At 68.2% G+C, this 16,243-nt stretch carries 15 protein-coding genes and 1 pseudogene; 2 read left to right on the top strand and 14 right to left on the bottom strand.

Annotation, left to right across the window (positions count from 1 at the left end; all coding sequences use genetic code 11):
• Nucleotides 1-3: 3 nt before the first annotated feature.
• The 7 genes from A4U64_RS02415 to A4U64_RS28120 form a co-directional block, all read right to left on the bottom strand.
• Nucleotides 4-828: a class I SAM-dependent methyltransferase gene (locus A4U64_RS02415; RefSeq protein ID WP_006944257.1), complete on the bottom strand. Its 825-nt coding sequence runs from the start codon at nt 826-828 to the stop codon at nt 4-6.
• On the bottom strand, nt 825-2,081 hold the full coding sequence (locus tag A4U64_RS02410; RefSeq protein ID WP_065922093.1) for an MFS transporter: 1,257 nt from the start codon (nt 2,079-2,081) through the stop codon (nt 825-827). Before A4U64_RS02410 ends, A4U64_RS02415 begins: the two co-directional genes overlap by 4 nt.
• Nucleotides 2,078-3,106 (bottom strand): enolase C-terminal domain-like protein, encoded by a 1,029-nt coding sequence (locus tag A4U64_RS02405; protein WP_065923388.1) that lies wholly within the window; start codon nt 3,104-3,106, stop codon nt 2,078-2,080. The genes A4U64_RS02410 and A4U64_RS02405 overlap by 4 nt, the downstream gene beginning before the upstream one ends.
• A complete protein-coding gene (locus tag A4U64_RS02400; RefSeq protein WP_065922092.1) occupies nt 3,103-4,176 on the bottom strand; it encodes a PLP-dependent cysteine synthase family protein in 1,074 nt (357 codons plus the stop codon). Before A4U64_RS02400 ends, A4U64_RS02405 begins: the two co-directional genes overlap by 4 nt.
• Nucleotides 4,173-5,021, bottom strand: coding sequence for a hypothetical protein (locus tag A4U64_RS02395; protein ID WP_065922091.1), 849 nt, complete (start codon nt 5,019-5,021; stop codon nt 4,173-4,175). The genes A4U64_RS02400 and A4U64_RS02395 overlap by 4 nt, the downstream gene beginning before the upstream one ends.
• Nucleotides 5,018-6,307, bottom strand: coding sequence for an ATP-grasp domain-containing protein (locus A4U64_RS02390; protein WP_029545970.1), 1,290 nt, complete (start codon nt 6,305-6,307; stop codon nt 5,018-5,020). Before A4U64_RS02390 ends, A4U64_RS02395 begins: the two co-directional genes overlap by 4 nt.
• 254 nt (nt 6,308-6,561) lie before the next feature.
• Nucleotides 6,562-7,263: a TetR/AcrR family transcriptional regulator gene (locus A4U64_RS28120; protein WP_232334153.1), complete on the bottom strand. Its 702-nt coding sequence runs from the start codon at nt 7,261-7,263 to the stop codon at nt 6,562-6,564.
• Between the two features lie 27 nt (nt 7,264-7,290).
• On the opposite strand from A4U64_RS28120, the gene A4U64_RS02380 reads away from it, so the two are divergent.
• Entirely contained in the window at nt 7,291-7,794 is a 504-nt protein-coding gene (locus A4U64_RS02380) for an FBP domain-containing protein (protein ID WP_029545972.1), read from the top strand.
• Between the two features lie 42 nt (nt 7,795-7,836).
• Here A4U64_RS02380 and A4U64_RS27545 read toward each other — a convergent pair.
• A pseudogene (locus tag A4U64_RS27545) lies at nt 7,837-8,019 on the bottom strand (nitrilotriacetate monooxygenase); the annotation flags it as partial.
• Nucleotides 8,020-8,190: 171 nt separating this feature from the next.
• Here A4U64_RS27545 and A4U64_RS02375 point away from each other — a divergent pair.
• A complete protein-coding gene (locus A4U64_RS02375) occupies nt 8,191-9,318 on the top strand; it encodes a helix-turn-helix domain-containing protein (protein WP_180986965.1) in 1,128 nt (375 codons plus the stop codon).
• A gap of 84 nt (nt 9,319-9,402) precedes the next feature.
• Here A4U64_RS02375 and A4U64_RS27540 read toward each other — a convergent pair whose 3' ends face one another.
• The 6 genes from A4U64_RS27540 to A4U64_RS02350 all read right to left on the bottom strand — a co-directional run bounded on the left by A4U64_RS27540 (nt 9,403) and on the right by A4U64_RS02350 (nt 15,742).
• Nucleotides 9,403-9,684, bottom strand: a complete 282-nt coding sequence (locus A4U64_RS27540; RefSeq protein WP_006944226.1) for a DUF3263 domain-containing protein — start codon at nt 9,682-9,684, stop codon at nt 9,403-9,405.
• A gap of 4 nt (nt 9,685-9,688) precedes the next feature.
• The gene (gene lipA / locus A4U64_RS02370) at nt 9,689-10,693 is read right to left on the bottom strand and encodes a lipoyl synthase (RefSeq protein WP_044476367.1); all 1,005 of its coding nucleotides are present in this window, start codon (nt 10,691-10,693) and stop codon (nt 9,689-9,691) included.
• A gap of 74 nt (nt 10,694-10,767) precedes the next feature.
• Nucleotides 10,768-12,168 carry a dihydrolipoyl dehydrogenase gene (gene lpdA / locus A4U64_RS02365; protein WP_006944224.1) on the bottom strand — a complete coding sequence of 467 codons (1,401 nt, stop codon included), beginning with the start codon at nt 12,166-12,168 and terminating at the stop codon, nt 10,768-10,770.
• Between the two features lie 10 nt (nt 12,169-12,178).
• Nucleotides 12,179-13,729: a 2-oxo acid dehydrogenase subunit E2 gene (locus tag A4U64_RS02360; RefSeq protein ID WP_044476366.1), complete on the bottom strand. Its 1,551-nt coding sequence runs from the start codon at nt 13,727-13,729 to the stop codon at nt 12,179-12,181.
• Nucleotide 13,730: 1 nt separating this feature from the next.
• Nucleotides 13,731-14,762, bottom strand: coding sequence for an alpha-ketoacid dehydrogenase subunit beta (locus A4U64_RS02355; RefSeq protein WP_006944221.1), 1,032 nt, complete (start codon nt 14,760-14,762; stop codon nt 13,731-13,733).
• Between the two features lie 14 nt (nt 14,763-14,776).
• Nucleotides 14,777-15,742 (bottom strand): thiamine pyrophosphate-dependent dehydrogenase E1 component subunit alpha, encoded by a 966-nt coding sequence (locus A4U64_RS02350; protein ID WP_006944220.1) that lies wholly within the window; start codon nt 15,740-15,742, stop codon nt 14,777-14,779.
• Between the last annotated feature and the right edge of the window lie 501 nt (nt 15,743-16,243).

The raw sequence follows: 16,243 nt of genomic DNA, 5'->3' as shown, positions 1-16,243 counted from the left end.
GAATCAGACGGCCTCGGCGATCACGTGCAGCCGGTCGCCGCAGAGAGCAGTGCCGCCGAGATCGGTTCCTCGTCCCGGCCAGCCGGTCTCGGTGCGGGGTCCGGGCGTGTCGAACAGTGCCCGCACCACGAATCCGGCGCGCTGCAGGTGGCCGGTCAGCTCCAGCGGAAACAGCAGCCGCCACGCCGAGGTTTGGACGAGGGGCTCGGTGCACTCGGGGATCTGCCACTGCCGGCGGCGGCGTAGCAGCTGTGCGGCGTGGTCGATCCACAGGGTGGTCTCCGCCCGCCAGGTGTGACCGTGCCAGGAGAAGGCCGAGTGGGTGGGGCCGTCGAGGAGTTCGGGGTTGCCGAGGAAGAAGGCGCCGTTGCGCATTTCGGCGATCAGCAACCCACCGGGACGTAGGTGCCTGCGGCAGCAGCGCAGGCACGATTCCAGCTCGGCGTCGGTGTGGCAGTACAGCAGGGCACTGTCGAGGCAGACGATGGCGTCGACGCTCGCGTCGACCTCGAAGGTGCGCAGGTCGCCGACCGCGGCTCTCACGCCGGGATACTGTTGTTGCGCGTATCGCACCATCGCCGGGGATTGGTCGATGCCCAGGCAACGGTATCCCCGCCGGGCCAGGTATCCCAGGTCGCGGCCGGTGCCGCAGCCCAGGTCCAGCACCGTCGCCGGGTGTGTCCGCGGCGCCGCGTCGTCGGAGGTCAGGTAGGTCGCGAGAATGTCGTCGACGAACCGGGCGGCACTGTGGTCGGGGTCGGGGAATCGTGCCTCGTACAGAGCGGGGTTGTCCGTCAACAGGTTCCGAGCCCCTGCAGCCGTGGTCATGTCCGCGCTCCGGCCTGGTCGGCGAGCAGGCCGCGGCGGTGCAACAGCCAGATCCCGGTGGCCGAACCCCACGCAAGGGCGACGCACACCAGCGCACCGGGCCACCCGTTGCCCAGGTCGAGGCCGTACCCGATCAACGCATTGCCGGCGGCGGCGGCCACCCCCGAGACCAGGTAGAACATCCCGAACAGAGTTCCGGAGATGTTCGACGCCCCGTATGCCGGGATCAGTTCCATCACGAACGGCTGCGCGATCAGGATGCCCGCTTCGAGGATCAGGGCGGAAAGCAACAACGGCGCCAGCGTCAGCGCGATCCGTCCCGCGCCGTGGGAGGGTTCGCCCCACAGGACCGGCAGTGCCACCACGAACGCGGCGCCCATCAACATCAGCCCCGCCGTGATGGCCGTGCCCCGGCTGGTGTGGCGATCGAACCATCGGGTCAGCCGCACCTGGGCGAGCAGACCGAAGACGGTGGTGGACAGGAACAGCACCGCCACTGCCCCACTCCAGTCGGTGATCCGCCCGGCCAGCACCGGATACACCAGGTACATCTGCGTCTGCAGGGCGAACATCCCGAGCATGGTCACGGTGAACAGCACGAACCGGCGGTCGGCCAGCACCGCACCCCAGCCGCGGAGCACCGTCGTCTCGGCGCGGTCCACCGGGTGGGAGGGCAGAAACCGCAACTGCGCCAGGGTGAGGGCGGCGAAGACGGCCGCCGCGGCGACGGCGACGGTACGGAAGTCCACCGTCAGCAGCGCGCTGCCGATCAGCGGTCCGGACAGTGCCCCCGCCTGTGCGAAGACGTTGAAGACCGCGAATGCCTCCGCCCGGCGCCGGGGTTCGGCGACCGCGATGTAGGAGCGCACGGCCGGATTGAACAGAGCCCCAGCCAATCCCGACAGAACTGAGGCGAGAAGCAGCAGCGGCACGCTGGTGCCCACAGCGAACACTGCGAAGCCCACCGACCGCAGGGCACAGCCGGCGATGATGACCCGATGGGGTCCGAGCCGGTCGGCAGCGGTGCCCCCGATCAGGAACAAGCCCTGCTGGCTGAGGGTACGCACCCCGAGGACCAGGCCGGTGATCGTCAGGGACAGACCCAGGTTCCCGGTCAGATGCATGGACAGGTACGGCACCAGCATGTAGAAACCGGTGTTGACGCCGTACTGGTTGAGCACCAGCAGTTGTACCGAGCGGGGGAAGCTGCGCAGCAGAGCGAATGTCCCTGCCGGGGAGTCGTTGGCGGTCATCGCGTTTCCTCGTTGTCGGGTCGGTACACGCCGAGTCCGGGCAGGCCGCTCGGGCGCAGCTTTCCGTCTTCACCCCCGAGGCCGGCCCACGGGTCTCGGGCGAGCAGCAGGTGCCCGTCCAGGTCGCACCATCGGGCCAGGGACGCCAGCTGCGCCGCGGGGGCGATACCCAGCGAGCTGCACACCAGGCAGCCGAGCATCACCTCCATTCCGCGCGCGCCGGCCGCCGCGGCCAGTGCGTGGGCGCGGTAGATGCCGCCGCACTTGGCGAGTTTGATGTTCACCACGTCCGCGAGGCCGGTCAGCTCGTCCAGGTCCGCCAGGCCGTGGACGGCCTCGTCCGCGACGAGCGGAAGATCGGTGCGGCTGCGCAGCTCCCGCATTCCGTCGCGGTCGTGCACCGGCAGCGGTTGTTCGAGCGCGACGATCGGCAGACCACCGCTGTCGGCGAGCACCGACAGGGCGGTGGCCGCGGTCCACGCTTCGTTCGGGTCGACGATCAGATCCACGCCTGGAGCGGCAGCGGCGATGGCGGCCAGCCGCCGTACCGATTCGGTCGGGTCGGCGTCGGTCTTGACCTTCAGCAGAGCGAACCCACGCCCGGACAACTCGGCGGCCTCGGCGGCCATGTCCTGGGGCGCACCGATTCCGAGGGTGCGGGAGATCGGGATCTCGGCGGGCAGCGGCAACCCGAGGTGCGCAGCGACCGTCTGCCTGTTCACACGTGCCCGGTAGTCGGCGACGGCGGACCACACGGCGCCGGCAACCGCCGGGTGCACCTGTGCCGGAATCGTTTCGGGGATCCCTCGGGCACCGCAGTACGCCGCGACTGCCCGCAGCTGGGTCTCGATGTGGTGCACGTCCAGGCCCGCGAACACGGAGGTGACGACCTCGCCGCGGCCGCACGATCCCGTTTCGGGATCGGTCACGGTGACCGTGACCGCCTGGCGGGACGACATCACCGCCCGGCTGATCCGGAACGGCCGGGCCAGGGCGAGGGTGCTCACCGACCAGGTCAGGCTCATCGCGCCGTCTCCATCCGGTCCCTCGCCGACGGGTGCGGGGCCCGCACGGATTCGCACCGCGTCCAGCACTCCGCCGGGTCACCGCACTCGGCGATCTCGTGCGGATGTGTTCGCGGCGGAGCGAGCAGGCCGTGCCGAGCGCACCAGTCGTCGTCGAAGATGGTGCGCAGGTAGCGGTCGGGGCCGTCCGGAAAGACGGTGACCACCGGGCCCGGCCAGCGGGTGGCCGCCCACCCGGCCACCGTGGCCACCGCACCCGTCGACCAGCCGCCGGTGTGGAACCCGTCCCGCGCCAGGCTGCGGCAGGCGTGCACGGCCTCGCGCGGGCCGACCCAGTGCACCTCGTCGAACATCTCGTATCGCACATTGCCCGGATGCACGCTGCTGCCCAGTCCCCGCATGACCCGGCAGGCGGCAGGCTGTCCGAAGATCGTCGACCCCACCGCATCGACCCCGATGATCCGCAGGTCCGGCCACACCTGCCGCAACCGCAGACCCACTCCGCTGCTGTGGCCGCCGGTGCCCACACTGCACACAAGCACCTCGGCCCGCTCGATACCCTGTGCGGCCAGGCCCGCGACGATCTCGTCGGCGAGCCCGTGGTAGCCCACGGCGTTGTCGGGATTGTCGTACTGGTTGGGCCAGTACGCATCCGGGTCGGCGGCAAGAATTTGGTGCAGGACGTCGAGCCTGGCCTGCTGCCACCCGCCCTCCGGGTGCGGACGGCCCACGATCTCCACGGTGGCACCCAGCGCGCACAGCAGATTGCGCATGGCGGGTTCGAGCTCGCAGTCCACCACCAGGGTGACGGGGTGGCCGAGTGGCTGTGCCACGTATGCCAGCCCGACCCCCAAAGTGCCGCTGGTGGATTCGACGATCCGCGCGCCGTCACGCAGTTCCCCGCGTCGCCGGGCACCGGCCAGCATCGACAGGGCCGACCGCGCCTTGAGCCCACCGAAGCCGAGCGACTCGATCTTCGCGAAGTAGCCCGGATGCGGGTTCGGCACCGGGGTGAGGATGCGCACGAGTGGGCTGTTCCCCACCCGCGCCGGCGAATCGATCACGGTCATCGTGCACGCGACCCGTGGTACAGGTAGATCGGGCCGGCGTCCCCGGTCAGCCAGAAGAACGGGTACGGCTCGGCGGAGAGTGCGTCGATGCCGCGTCCGAGCAACTCCCGGGCGACCGCGGCGCCACTCTGGGCGAACATCGTGACCGGAAGCCGCCGGCCGGACCTTGCCACCCGCGCGAACAAGGTGTCGACGGTGCCGTTGCCCAGCATCATTCCGCTGGCCAGCACCGCATCACACTCGTCGAGATGCTCGGCGAAGTCGGTAACGATCGGCTCACCCCACTCGGTGGTGCCGCCCTTCAGATCACACGGCACGTACCGCAGCCCGCGCTCGCGCAAGCTGACGAGCAGCGAGTTGACCACTCCGATCACCAGCACCCGCCCGTCGGGTGGTGCGTCGACCAGCCCGGTCACGTGATGCGCCCGGGCCAGCGAGCGCTGCAGCGAATCCCCGGAATCCAGCTGCACCGTCACTGCGCGGGGCTCACCCGAGTGCGGGCGCTGGTGCGTCAGGTAAGCATCGAGTGCGGCGATCTGCACGGCGATCTCGGCATGGTGCAGCAGATCGGCCACCGCCACCCCTGCGCACGCGTGCACGATCTCCGGATCCACCGAGCCCGGCTCGACCGCGCACGAGCCCGTCGCAGCCCCCACCCGCAGCGAGATCACCTGGTTGCGGTAGCCGCCACTGCGCCCGCCGTGCCGTACTCCCTGTGACGTGGTGAACGCAACCGACACCACCACATCGCGCGCGGGACGCCGGGCAGGGTCGGTGCGGTAGCGCTCGAGAAGCGCAGCCAGGCGACCGTTCGTCGCGGTACCGATCGCTGAGGTGGCGGTCATGACGCCGGCTCCTCGCCGTATGTGGCGGAGATCGACGACAACAGGCGCTCCGCCAGCGGGCGGGCCCCGGACCGCTCCGGCGAGATGACGACGACGCTGCCCAGGTAGCTGTTGTTGTCCATTCCCGGCGTGGTTCGGTGACCGGGCCCCTTGAACGCCGCCGAGACCACCGACGGATCGGCTGCGACGGTGTCCACTCCCTCGATTCCGGTGACAACACCCGCCCTCGTCGGCACCAGCATGCTCACGGCTGCGCTCGAGGGCCGTCCGCCGTCACGGTGCTCGTCCGGGACCGTCGGGACGATCGGCTCGCGTCCCAGTGCGAGCTCGACCGCCACCCGCGGCAGGTCGACTCCGCTCACATGCCGGATCAGCTCGGTGATCTGATTGCCGGCCGGCCGTGGATTGATCTCGATGATCCGCGGCCCAGCGGCGGTCAGGCGTAGTTCGGTGTGCACCACACCGTGATCGAGACCCACCGCATCGATCGCCTCCTCCGCGGCGGCCACCACTCTCGCGCGGTCTCCCTCAGCCAGGTCGGCCGGGAACATGTGCCCGGTCTCCACGAAACCCGACGCCCCACCCAAGCTCTTGTCGGTCACGCCGACCGTGTGGACCTTGCCGCGCGAAATCCAGCTCTCCACACTGAATTCCGGGCCGGTGAGGAACTCCTCGAGCAACACCGTCGAGTTCCGCCGCTGCCCGCGCGCATTGATCTCGAACCCCCGCAGCGCGTGCACCGCCGACTCGACATCCAGCCAACTGTCCGCGCGTCGCACGAACATTCCCGCACACAGATCGGTGGGTTTGACCACCAAGGGGAATCCCACCGACTCGGCCGCGGTACGGAGCCGGATCGTGTCGTCGACCGACGCGGTGGTGTGCCGCGGCCCCGGGACACCGACGCAATCCAACACCGCCCGGGTGCGCGCCTTGTCGCAGGCGGTCTCGATCGCCTCGGGTGTCGGACCGGGAAGTCCGAGTGCGGAGGCAATTCGCGCGGCGGTCGGCAGGTAGTAGTCGCAGCTGGTGAGGACGCCGTCGATCCTTGCCTCGGCATCGATCCGCCGCGCCGCCTCGAGTGCGGCAGCCGGATCGTTGGTCTCGGCAGTCGCTACCGCGCGACCGAGACGCAGCGGATGCGGGGAACCGTCCGGCAGGGTGTCCGGGTAGTGCTCCGGCCGTCGGGTCAGGAACGTGAACTCGACTCCCAGGTCGGCAATCGCTCTCGGCAGCAACGTTCCCATTGCGCCGACCCAGCTCTCCACCAGCAGTAGGTGTGCCACACGTGGCCTTCCGCTCGCATCTCCCGCAGTACCCAGCGCCACAGAAGCTACTGATAATCGTTATCGTTAGCAAGACCGGTGTGTCGAAGATTGCGAGCCTGGCGAGAACAGGTGCCCAGGAAAGGTCCGGCAGCTCGTGCCGGTCAGCCGATCGAGCCGGGGCTCGATACCAGGCCGGCCGGCGACCCCGGCGACGACGGGAAAGCCCGGAACAGCGGTGCGAACGAGATCGCGACGAACGACTGGCGGGCTGCTCACTCCGCCGGGTCATGGACCCCTTCCCCGCCCGAGGAAGTCGCACGGGAGATCTCGGTACGGACCGCCAGGACGGCGTCCCGATGCGCGGCATCGGTGGCGACGTTGCAGCCGAGCGCGAGATCCTCGAGGAGAAGACCTCGATGGGCCGCGAGGATGCGCGAGGCGACGGACCGGGCCGCGCCCGGTGACGCGCCCGCGGCCTCGATCGCCGCGGCCATGGGGTCGACCCATTCCGTCACCACCGGGACGAGGAATGTCTGCTGCAGCTCGGGATCCCGCGTCGCCGCGGCATAGATCTCCAAGAACATGGCGGTTCGCCGGCGCCCATCCGGCGTGTGCGCTTCCGCCCACGCCATCTCGAGCCCCTGCGAGATCACGGCGGTCACGTGGGCGGCGGTCGCCGACGGCGACGACTCGTCGGCCGAGAGATCGCGGATCCGCAGGAGCAGATCCCGCGACGCGGTCAGATGGGTCACCAGGGTGCGGTCGACGATCTCGACGATCAGGTTCTCACGACTGCCGAAGTGGTGGAGGAGATTTCGGGTCGACGTTTCGAGCCGATCGGCCAGCGGGCGGAGGGTGAGACCGAACAGCCCCTGCTCCTCGGCGTAGGCGCAGCAGCCCTCGAGGAGCGCGCGCCGACGCTCGACATCCTTGTGGCGACCCATGCCCGCGAGTTTATACTCCACTTGTTTCATGAATCAAACGTGGAAGGAATAGTGGTGATGCAGGCACCGTCCCGCGACGACGTCCTCGGATCGTTCGTCAACAGCTCGCGCAGCAAGATCAGGACGGTGACGTTCCCGCCCGACTTCGACACCGTGCGCTGGGCGGAACTCGACTTCTTCGGCTGGACGGACCCCCGAGCCCCGCTTCGCGCGTATCTGATTGCCCAGCACGCCGGGCAGGTGGTCGGAATCGAGTTGCGACAGGCCGAGACCGACAGCTCCCGGCCGCGCAGCACGATGTGCACCATCTGCCACGCCGTTCACCGCATCGGCGGAACGGCGCTGTTCACGGCACGCAAGGCCGGCGCCGGCGGCAAGGCCGGAAACAGCGTCGGAACCTACATGTGCAGCAACTTCGCGTGCTCACTGTATGTGCGAGAGCTGCTGCCACTGCCTGGCAATCAGCCCGATCGAGCACTGCCCACCGAGACTCGGATCCGCCACCTCGAGACTCGACTCGGTGGCTTCATCGGGCGGGTGCTCGACGAGCAGGACCCATAACCCGCTGTCCACTACCCGAGCGGCGCCATCACCCGAGCGCCTTTACGCGAAGGACCACAGTCCCAGACTGTCGCGCAACGTGGTACCCGGGTACGTGGCGCGAAACAGGCTGCGGCGCTGCAGTTCCGGGACGACGAGGTCGACGAAGTCGTCCAGCGAATCCGGATACGCCGGACACATCAGGTTGAATCCGTCGCAGGCGCCGGCAACGAACCACTCCTCGACGAGTGCGTGAGATCGTCGACGACTTCCGCGTTCGTGATGGCCGCAGACGGCAGGGGCCATGGTGCGGCTCACACTCCTGACGGTAGGCTGAACGGTGTGAGTAGGGCCAGTTCGGCGCGCCAACGGTTGCTCGCTTTCGGTTCCGGTGAAGACTTGTCGCGACGCGCCCGATTGTTGAGCGACGTCCACGACGCGGTGATGTCCGGTCGGACGCCGCCGGTGCCTCCGCGTGACGTTGTCGCCCGGTCGTGGTCGCGTCTTCGGGCAGACGGTGTCAGTCCCGCCCGGTGTGAGGACGTCGTACTCGCGGACGTCTCCGAACTCGAAGCTCGCCGTGCACGAAGTGCCCTGACGTCGGTTCTGCCCGAGCTACGCGGCGCCTTGACCGAGGTGGCGAGCGACGCGAACTTCATCGTGGTCGTCGCCGACTCGGACGGGGTGGTGCTGTGGCGAGAGGGTGCACGCGACGTGCAGAGGGAAGCTGACGTCCTCGGATTCGTGGAAGGCGCCCGCTGGTCGGAGAAGTCGGTAGGCACCAATTCTGTCGGCACGTCGCTGGTCGAGGACGCTCCGGTACAGCTCTTCTCGGCCGAACACTATGCGCGGTCCCACTACGGCTGGTCGTGTACGGGGTCACCGGTCCACGATCCACGCTCCGGCGAGGTACTCGGCGTACTGGATCTCAGCGGGTCGGCGATGTCGGTGCATCCGGCCACCGTGGCCCTCGTGCAGACGGCTGTGCGGTTGGCTGAGTCGATGCTCTGGCGCGAGCATGCCGCCCACCTCGACAGGCTCCGTACTGACGCGGCGCCGGTGCTCGCAAGGACGTGCGGGCCTGCTGTCGTCGTGGACGGTCACGGCTGGGTCGTGGCAGCCAGCGGCATCGGCGTTCCCGAACGACTGGCATCACCGGAGGCCGACCGACCACTGCTCGTGCCCGGTCTCGGACTTTGCGTACCCGAACCGCTCGGTGACGCATGGTTGGTGCGCCGCCGCGCGGAACGGACGGCCATCGAACTCGAACTCGACCTGGGGGCGGCCCCTCGGGCGACGGTGCGGGGGGAGATGGAATGGACGCGTGCCCTGTCACCGCGGCACGCGCAGATTCTGAGGGTATTGGCACGTACCCGATCGGCCGGTATCGATGCCGCGTCGTTGAGCGAGGCCCTGTTCGGCGACCGGGACCACATCGTTGCCGTCCGCGCCGAGGTCTCCCGGCTGCGCAAGAGCCTCGGCCCTGTGCTGACGCCCCAGCCGTACCGGTTCGCGGACGGTGTCGAAGTCCGTGTGATCAGGTGACATTCCGCCTGCGAACATCTCGCTCCGAACCCCGCCGCCTCCGTGTCGACGAATCTGGGGGCACGCGTGCCCTGCTCCCGGGGCTCACACCGCGGCGGACCGGGATCCTCTCCGAACCTGGTCGCTCCGATTCGGCGCGGCGCGCGGCGCAGGGGTGCGCGCAGCGACGAAGTTGCGCAGGTCCGCACGTAGCCGGGGGTGCAGTCGTAAGGCGACAGGGCTGTCGAGGATCTCACCCAACCGGATCAGATAATCGGCTGGGGTCATACCGAATTCGACCAGAAGGTCGCCGGGACTTCCGCCCCCGTACGGCAGCCCGCGACGGGCGAATTCGATGATGCGGTTGTCTTCGATAGCGGAACTCATGTGGTCAATCTCCTGACGGGTGCGCTTCGGCGAGATGGCTGAGGGGAGCCGCGAGTTCACGGCGGTGGTGAGCCATGGCGTCGGCGTAGAGGCGGCCGGCGCGGTACGAGGAACGCACGAGCGGCCCCGCCAGGACGCCGGCGAAACCGACCTCCTCGGCGGCCTTCGAGTACTCGACGAATTCTTCCGGCTCGACCCACCGCTCTACCGGGTGGTGCCGCGGCGAGGGACGCAGATACTGGGTGATGGTGAGGATGTCGCAGCCGGCATCGTGCAGGTCGATCATCGCCTGCTGCACTTCCTGTGGGGTCTCCCCCATACCGAGGATCAGGTTCGACTTGGTGATCAGGCCGAAGTCGCGGGCCGCGGCGAGCACACCGAGCGAGCGTTCGTAGCGAAACGCGGGGCGGATCTGCTTGAAGATCCGCGGCACGGTCTCGAGGTTGTGGGCGAGCACCTCGGGCCGGGAGTCGAACACCTCAGCCAGCAGGTCGGGCCTTCCGCTGAAGTCGGGGACGAGATTCTCGACGCCGGTCCCGGGGTTGAGGGCGTGGATCTGTCGGACGGTTTCGGCGTAGAGCCAGGCGCCGCCGTCGGGCAGGTCGTCGCGGGCAACCCCGGTGATGGTGGAGTACCGAAGTCCCATCGCGTGCACGGACTCGGCGACGCGGCGGGGCTCGTCCCGGTCGAGGTCGGTGGGTTTGCCGGTGTCGATCTGGCAGAAGTCGCAGCGGCGCGTGCACTGCCGACCGCCGATCAGGAACGTGGCTTCGCGGTCTTCCCAGCATTCGAAGATGTTGGGGCAGCCGGCTTCCGCACACACCGTGTGCAGTCCTTCGCGTTCGACCAGGCTCTCGAGTTCGGCGTACGCAGGACTCGTCTTGACGCGGGTCTTGATCCAGTTCGGCTTGCGTTCGATGGGGGTTTGCGCATTGCGGACCTCCAGTCGAAGCAATCTGCGGCCCGACGGAACCGGCCCCTCGGGTGATGTTCCAGGTATGGGATTCACGTTTTGTTCGATTCCTGGGCGTGAGTTCCCGCCGAACCACGGTCCCACCCGGGTCCGCGGTTCGGCGGGACTTGCTACATGTTGATCGGACGGCCCAGTGCGGCCAGAACCGATTCGTGCATCGCCTCCGATAGTGTCGGGTGCGCGAAGACGACCTCGGCGAGATCGTCGGCGGTCGCCTCCAGGGATCGAGCGATGCCGAATCCCTGAATCTGCTCGGTGACATCCGGGCCGACCATGTGGGCACCGAGGAGTTCGCCGCTGTCGGCGTCGAAGATCGTCTTCACGAAGCCGTCGGCTTCGCCGATCGCGCGCGCCTTTCCGGACGCCTGCAGATCGAACTGCCCGATCTGCAGGCGACGGCCGGTCGCACGCGCTCGTTCTTCGGTGAGACCGAGGCTGGCGACCTGCGGCCTCGCGTAGGTACAGCCCGGAACGTAGTCGCGGTCCAACGGCCGGACGTGATCCGCACCGGCGAGCCTGTCCACACACAGCACGGCTTCGTGGCTGGCCTTGTGGGCGAGGCAGGGTGCGCCCGCCACGTCACCGATCGCGTACACGCCGAATGCGGTAGTGCGACACCACTGGTCGGTGGTGACGAATCCGCGATCGACTTCGACACCGAGTTCCTCGAGGCCGAGACCCTCGACGTTGCCCTGGATTCCGGCCGCAACGAGAACTCTGTCCACGGTCGCTTCATCGATCGTTCCGTCGGCCGACCGGACGGCCACGGTGACGGCATCCGTGCCGACCGTCAGTTCGGACACCGAGGCGCCGGTGTGAATCCCGATGCCTCGCTTCTCGAACTGCCGCCGTACATGGCCTGCGACGGCAGCATCCTCGACCGGCATGATCTGCGGGGCCAATTCGACGAGGGTGACGTCAGTCCCGAGATCGTTGTACAGACTCGCGAATTCGACGCCGATGGCACCGGATCCGATGACCAGCAATGACTTCGGCAGCTCCGACGGGACCAGAGCATCGAAGTATGTCCAGACCCGGTCGCCGTCAGGCACGACACCGGGAACCGAACGCGGCCGGGCTCCGGTGGCCAGGATGACGTGGTCGGCCCGATACTCGGACACCGACTCGTCCGCGGCCGTCACTGCGACGACTCCCTTGTCGAGCAGCCGCGCCGACCCCCGGACGACGTCGATGCCGTTCTTCTTCATCAGGTAGCCGATGCCGTCGGACAGTCGCCCCGACACCGACCGGCTGAACTCGACGAGGCGTGCCATGTCGAATTCCACACCACTCGCACTGAACCCGAGCGGCCGAAGGTTCGCCAGCGTGTGGGCGACATCGGCACCGTGCAGCAACGCTTTGGTAGGGATGCACCCCCAGTTCAGGCAGATCCCGCCGAGCCGGTCCCGCTCGACGACGGCGGTGCGCAGACCGTGCTGCGCGGCACGGATTGCGGCGACATAGCCACCCGGCCCGCTGCCGACGACGAGGACGTCGTATTTCTCTGTCATGGTGTACCTCTCAGACCAGCATCAGCGCGGGTGACTCGACGAAACGCCGGAGTTCTCGCAGGAAGGTCGCGCCGAGCGCGCCGTCGATCACCCGGTGGTCGCACGAGAGCGTGACGGTGAGCATCGTGCGCGCAACGACCTGACCGTCGACAACGACGGGACGCTCCTGTGCGGCACCGACCGCGAGGATGGCGCCCTGCGGTGGGTTGATGATCGCGTCGAATTCCCGCACACCGAACATGCCGAGATTGGACACCGTGAAGGTGCCGCCCTGGAACTCGTCGACCGCCAGTTTCCCGGTCTTGGCCTTGGTCACCAGTGACTGCACCTCCCCGGAAATCTCGGCGAGAGTCTTGCCGTCGGCGCCGCGCACGATCGGGGTGATCAGACCCGACGGCAGTGCGACAGCCACCGAGATGTCGGCACTTGCATAGCGCAGCACCGACTGTGTCGCCTCGTCGAACTGAACGTTGACATCGGGCACCTTCCGCAGCGCCGCGGCACACGCCTTGACGACGAAATCGTTGACCGACAGCTTGACGGCCGGAACGGTTGCATTGATCTTTGCCCGCAAGGCCAGAAGATCGTCGATCTGCAGGTCCGCGGTGAGCCGGAAGTGCGGGGCGCTGCGTTTCGACTCCTGCAACCGCTGCCCGATCGCCTTGCGCATCGCGGTGAACGGAATCGTCTCGAACTCCGCCTCCGCGACGGGTTCGGGCGCTGCGACGACTTCCGGTTGCAGCCGGAACCGGCACTCGGCCTCGCGGACGTCGGCCTCACACACCCGGCCGCGTGACCCGGTGGCCCGGCAGTCGTGCAGGTTGATCCCGAGGGATGCGGCCAGACGTCGGGCCACGGGGGTGGCCGGGACGGTGCTGTCGTCCTCGAAGGAACGTCCCGGTATACCTGACCGCGTCGGCGACGGCGGTTGTGCGACGGTTCCACCGGCCGCCCGGATCGTGTCGTGGATGTCGGCAACGGAGATCCGGCCGTCCCGGCCGGTCCCCGTCACACGGGCCAGGTCGATCGACAACTCGTCCGCCAAGCGGTGGGCGTGCGGGGTCGCGAACACGTCACCGTTCGTCCGTCCTCGCAGGGCATCGGGAACGATCATCGCACCGGGCCGCTGACGGGACCCGGTGGTCGCCCCGGTCACCGGTACCGATTCGTGGGCCGCCGGCGCCGGCGGGCTGCTCTCGAGATCCGGCTGCGCGGGGGCGGGCTGTCCGGCCGGTGAGCGCCCGGACTCGGCCGGGGTCGGCACCTGATCCGCCCCGATGCCGGCGAGGAATTCCTCGATTTCGGCGTCGGAGACTGCAGCCTCGGCCGACACCGCCAGCACCGCACCGACCGGCAACGTCTCCCCCGGCTTGGCGACGACCCGTCGGAGCACCCCGTCGAACGGCGCCTCCAACTGGTTGGCGATCTTGCTGGTCTCGATCTCGCAGATCAGGTCGCCCTTCGAAAAGGACGCTCCCTCCTCGACCAGCCACTCCGCCACGGTGCCTTCCTCCATGGACAGGCCCCACTTCGGAACTTCGATCAATTTGATCTCACTCATGTCAGGCACTCACAACCTTGCGGACGGCGGCCTCGATCCGAGCCGCGTTCGGCAGCCACGCCTGCTCGAGGACCGGGGAGAACGGCACCGGAGTGTGCGGCGGGGTGACCAGTTCGATCGGCGCCTTCAGTGACCCGAAAGCACGCGTCGCGATCAGCGCGGCGACGTCGTGACCGAACCCGCAGCGCGCCGCGGACTCGTCGGCGATCACTACCCGGCCGGTGGACGCCACGGATTCGAGGATGCCCTCCTCGTCGAGCGGCGACACCGTGCGGGGGTCGACGACCTCGACGGAGATCCCCTCGGCGGCCAGCTTGTCCGCGGCGGCGTTGGCGGCGTTCACCATCGCCGACAGCGCGATGATCGTGACGTCCGTGCCTTCACGGGTGTAGTTGGCGACACCGAACGGGATCGTGTACGGCTCGTCCGGAACCTCGCCCTTAACGTCGTAGAGTGTCTTGTGTTCGCAGAACACGACCGGATCGTCGTCGCGAATCGACTGGATCAGCAGGCCTTTGGCGTCGTAGGCGTTCGACGGGGCGACGACCTTGAGGCCGGGAACGGCGGCGAACACGTTGTACGGTGACTGCGAGTGCTGAGCGGCGGCGGAGAATCCGGCGCCGATCATGCCCCGCACCACCAGCGGGGTACGGGCCTTGCCGCCGAACATGTACCGGAACTTCGCCGCCTGGTTGTAGAGCGCGTCGTAGCAGACTCCGAAGAAGTCCATGAACATCAACTCGGCCACCGGCCGCAGCCCGGTCAGAGCAGCGCCGGCTGCCATGCCGATGATCGCGGACTCGGTGATCGGGGTGTCGATGACACGGTCGGAACCGAACTCGGTCCACAGACCCTTCGTCACCCCCAGCACACCGCCGAACGCCTCCACCTTCCCGGACTCGAGTTCCGGATTGGTGCCGGCGTGACCACCGCGCAGGTCCTCACCGATCTGCACGACCGTCGCGTCCCGCTGCATCTCCTGTGCGAGTGCGGCCTTGATCGCTTCGCGATATGTCGTCTTCGACGTGGTCATTTTCGTTCTCTCTCTCAGTACGACACGTAGACGTCGGTCAGCAGGTTCGTCAGCGGCGGGTACTCGGCAGCTCGCGCCTTCGTGACGGCGACGTCGACCCGTTCACGAGCCTCGGCGTCGATCGCATCGAGTTCCTTCGCGGTGACCTTCTTGCCGTCGACCTTCGCGCGGAACTTCACCAGCGGATCCTGGGTCCTGCGGAGTTCGGCGACCTGGTCCGCGGTGCGGTACAGCTGGGCGTCGCCCTCGAAGTGGCCGTGCCAGCGGTGTGCCACCGCCTCGATGGTGGAGGGACCGCCTCCCCTGCGGGCTCGTTCGACCGCCTCGCGCGCTGCCTCGTGGACCTCGAAGAAGTCGGTACCGTCGACGGTGGTGGCGGGCATCCCGAACGACGCGGCCCGCCCAGCGATACTCGGTGTGCCGACCGCGTAGTCGCGGCCGGTGGCCTCACCGAATCCGTTGTTCTCGATGACGAAGACGATCGGCAACTCGAGCACGACCGCCATGTTCATGGCCTCGAACACGGTGCCCTGATTGGATCCGCCGTCGCCGGTGAACGAGGCCGCGACACCGCCGTTCCCCAGGGTCTTGGCGCTCAGCGCAGCGCCGATCGCCAGCGACGGGGCACCGCCGACGATCGCGTTCGCGCCGAGCATGCCGACCGACAGGTCGGCGATGTGCATCGATCCGCCCTTGCCGTGGCACAATCCGTCGTTCTTGCCGAAGATTTCGGCCATCATCCCGTCGAGGTCACACCCCTTGGCAATGCAGTGGCCGTGCCCGCGGTGGGTGGAGCCGATGTAGTCGGTGTCGTTCAGGTTCTCGCACACACCGACTGCGATCGCTTCCTGCCCCGAGTACAGGTGGATGAACCCCGGGATGTCGCCGGTCGCGTTCTCCTCGTGCAACCGGTCCTCGAATTCGCGGATCTCCGACATCTTCCGATACGCGCTCAGTAATGCACTCTTGTTCAGCGCCATTGCTCTCCTCTACTTTCTGTCTGAGGGCCGGCCGCACAGGTTCAGGCCCCGAGCGTGACGAGACTTCGGGACGGTTCTCGTCTCACGCCGTGTAACCCAGGCCACGAATGTAGGGAGAGGGGGCGAGCCCACTCAACGTTGCAGCGGATTGCAGCCCGGACCCCGCACGAGCACTCGCGGTGGCAGCCGGGCCGAGCGCCGCACGGAACGCGCGCGAGCTGGGTACCGCGCGCCCGAGAAGCAGGCACGGACTGGCGCCGCGCGAGGAGAGCATCCGACATCCGCTCGGCGCGGGGGTTGCTCCGGGTACTCCCGTCGGCACTTCATGCGCCCTGATCCGGCGGTGTCGGTAGTAAACCGGTGAAGACCGCTGTGTGCCTGGTGAATTCAGTGGTCGGTGGTCACACCTCCTCCACCCCGCGGATGGCAGCCGCCGTCACGAAGGCCACTTGGCTGGAATCCAGGTCGTTGCGCAGATCCTGATGTGTCCCAGCCGGGCCA

The organism is Rhodococcus sp. WB1 (assembly GCF_001700945.1).
In the GTDB taxonomy this organism is placed as follows: Bacteria; Actinomycetota; Actinomycetes; order Mycobacteriales; family Mycobacteriaceae; genus Rhodococcus; species Rhodococcus aetherivorans.
Note: the sequence above shows the minus strand (reverse complement) of the source record. Positions and strands in the feature narration are given on the sequence as shown.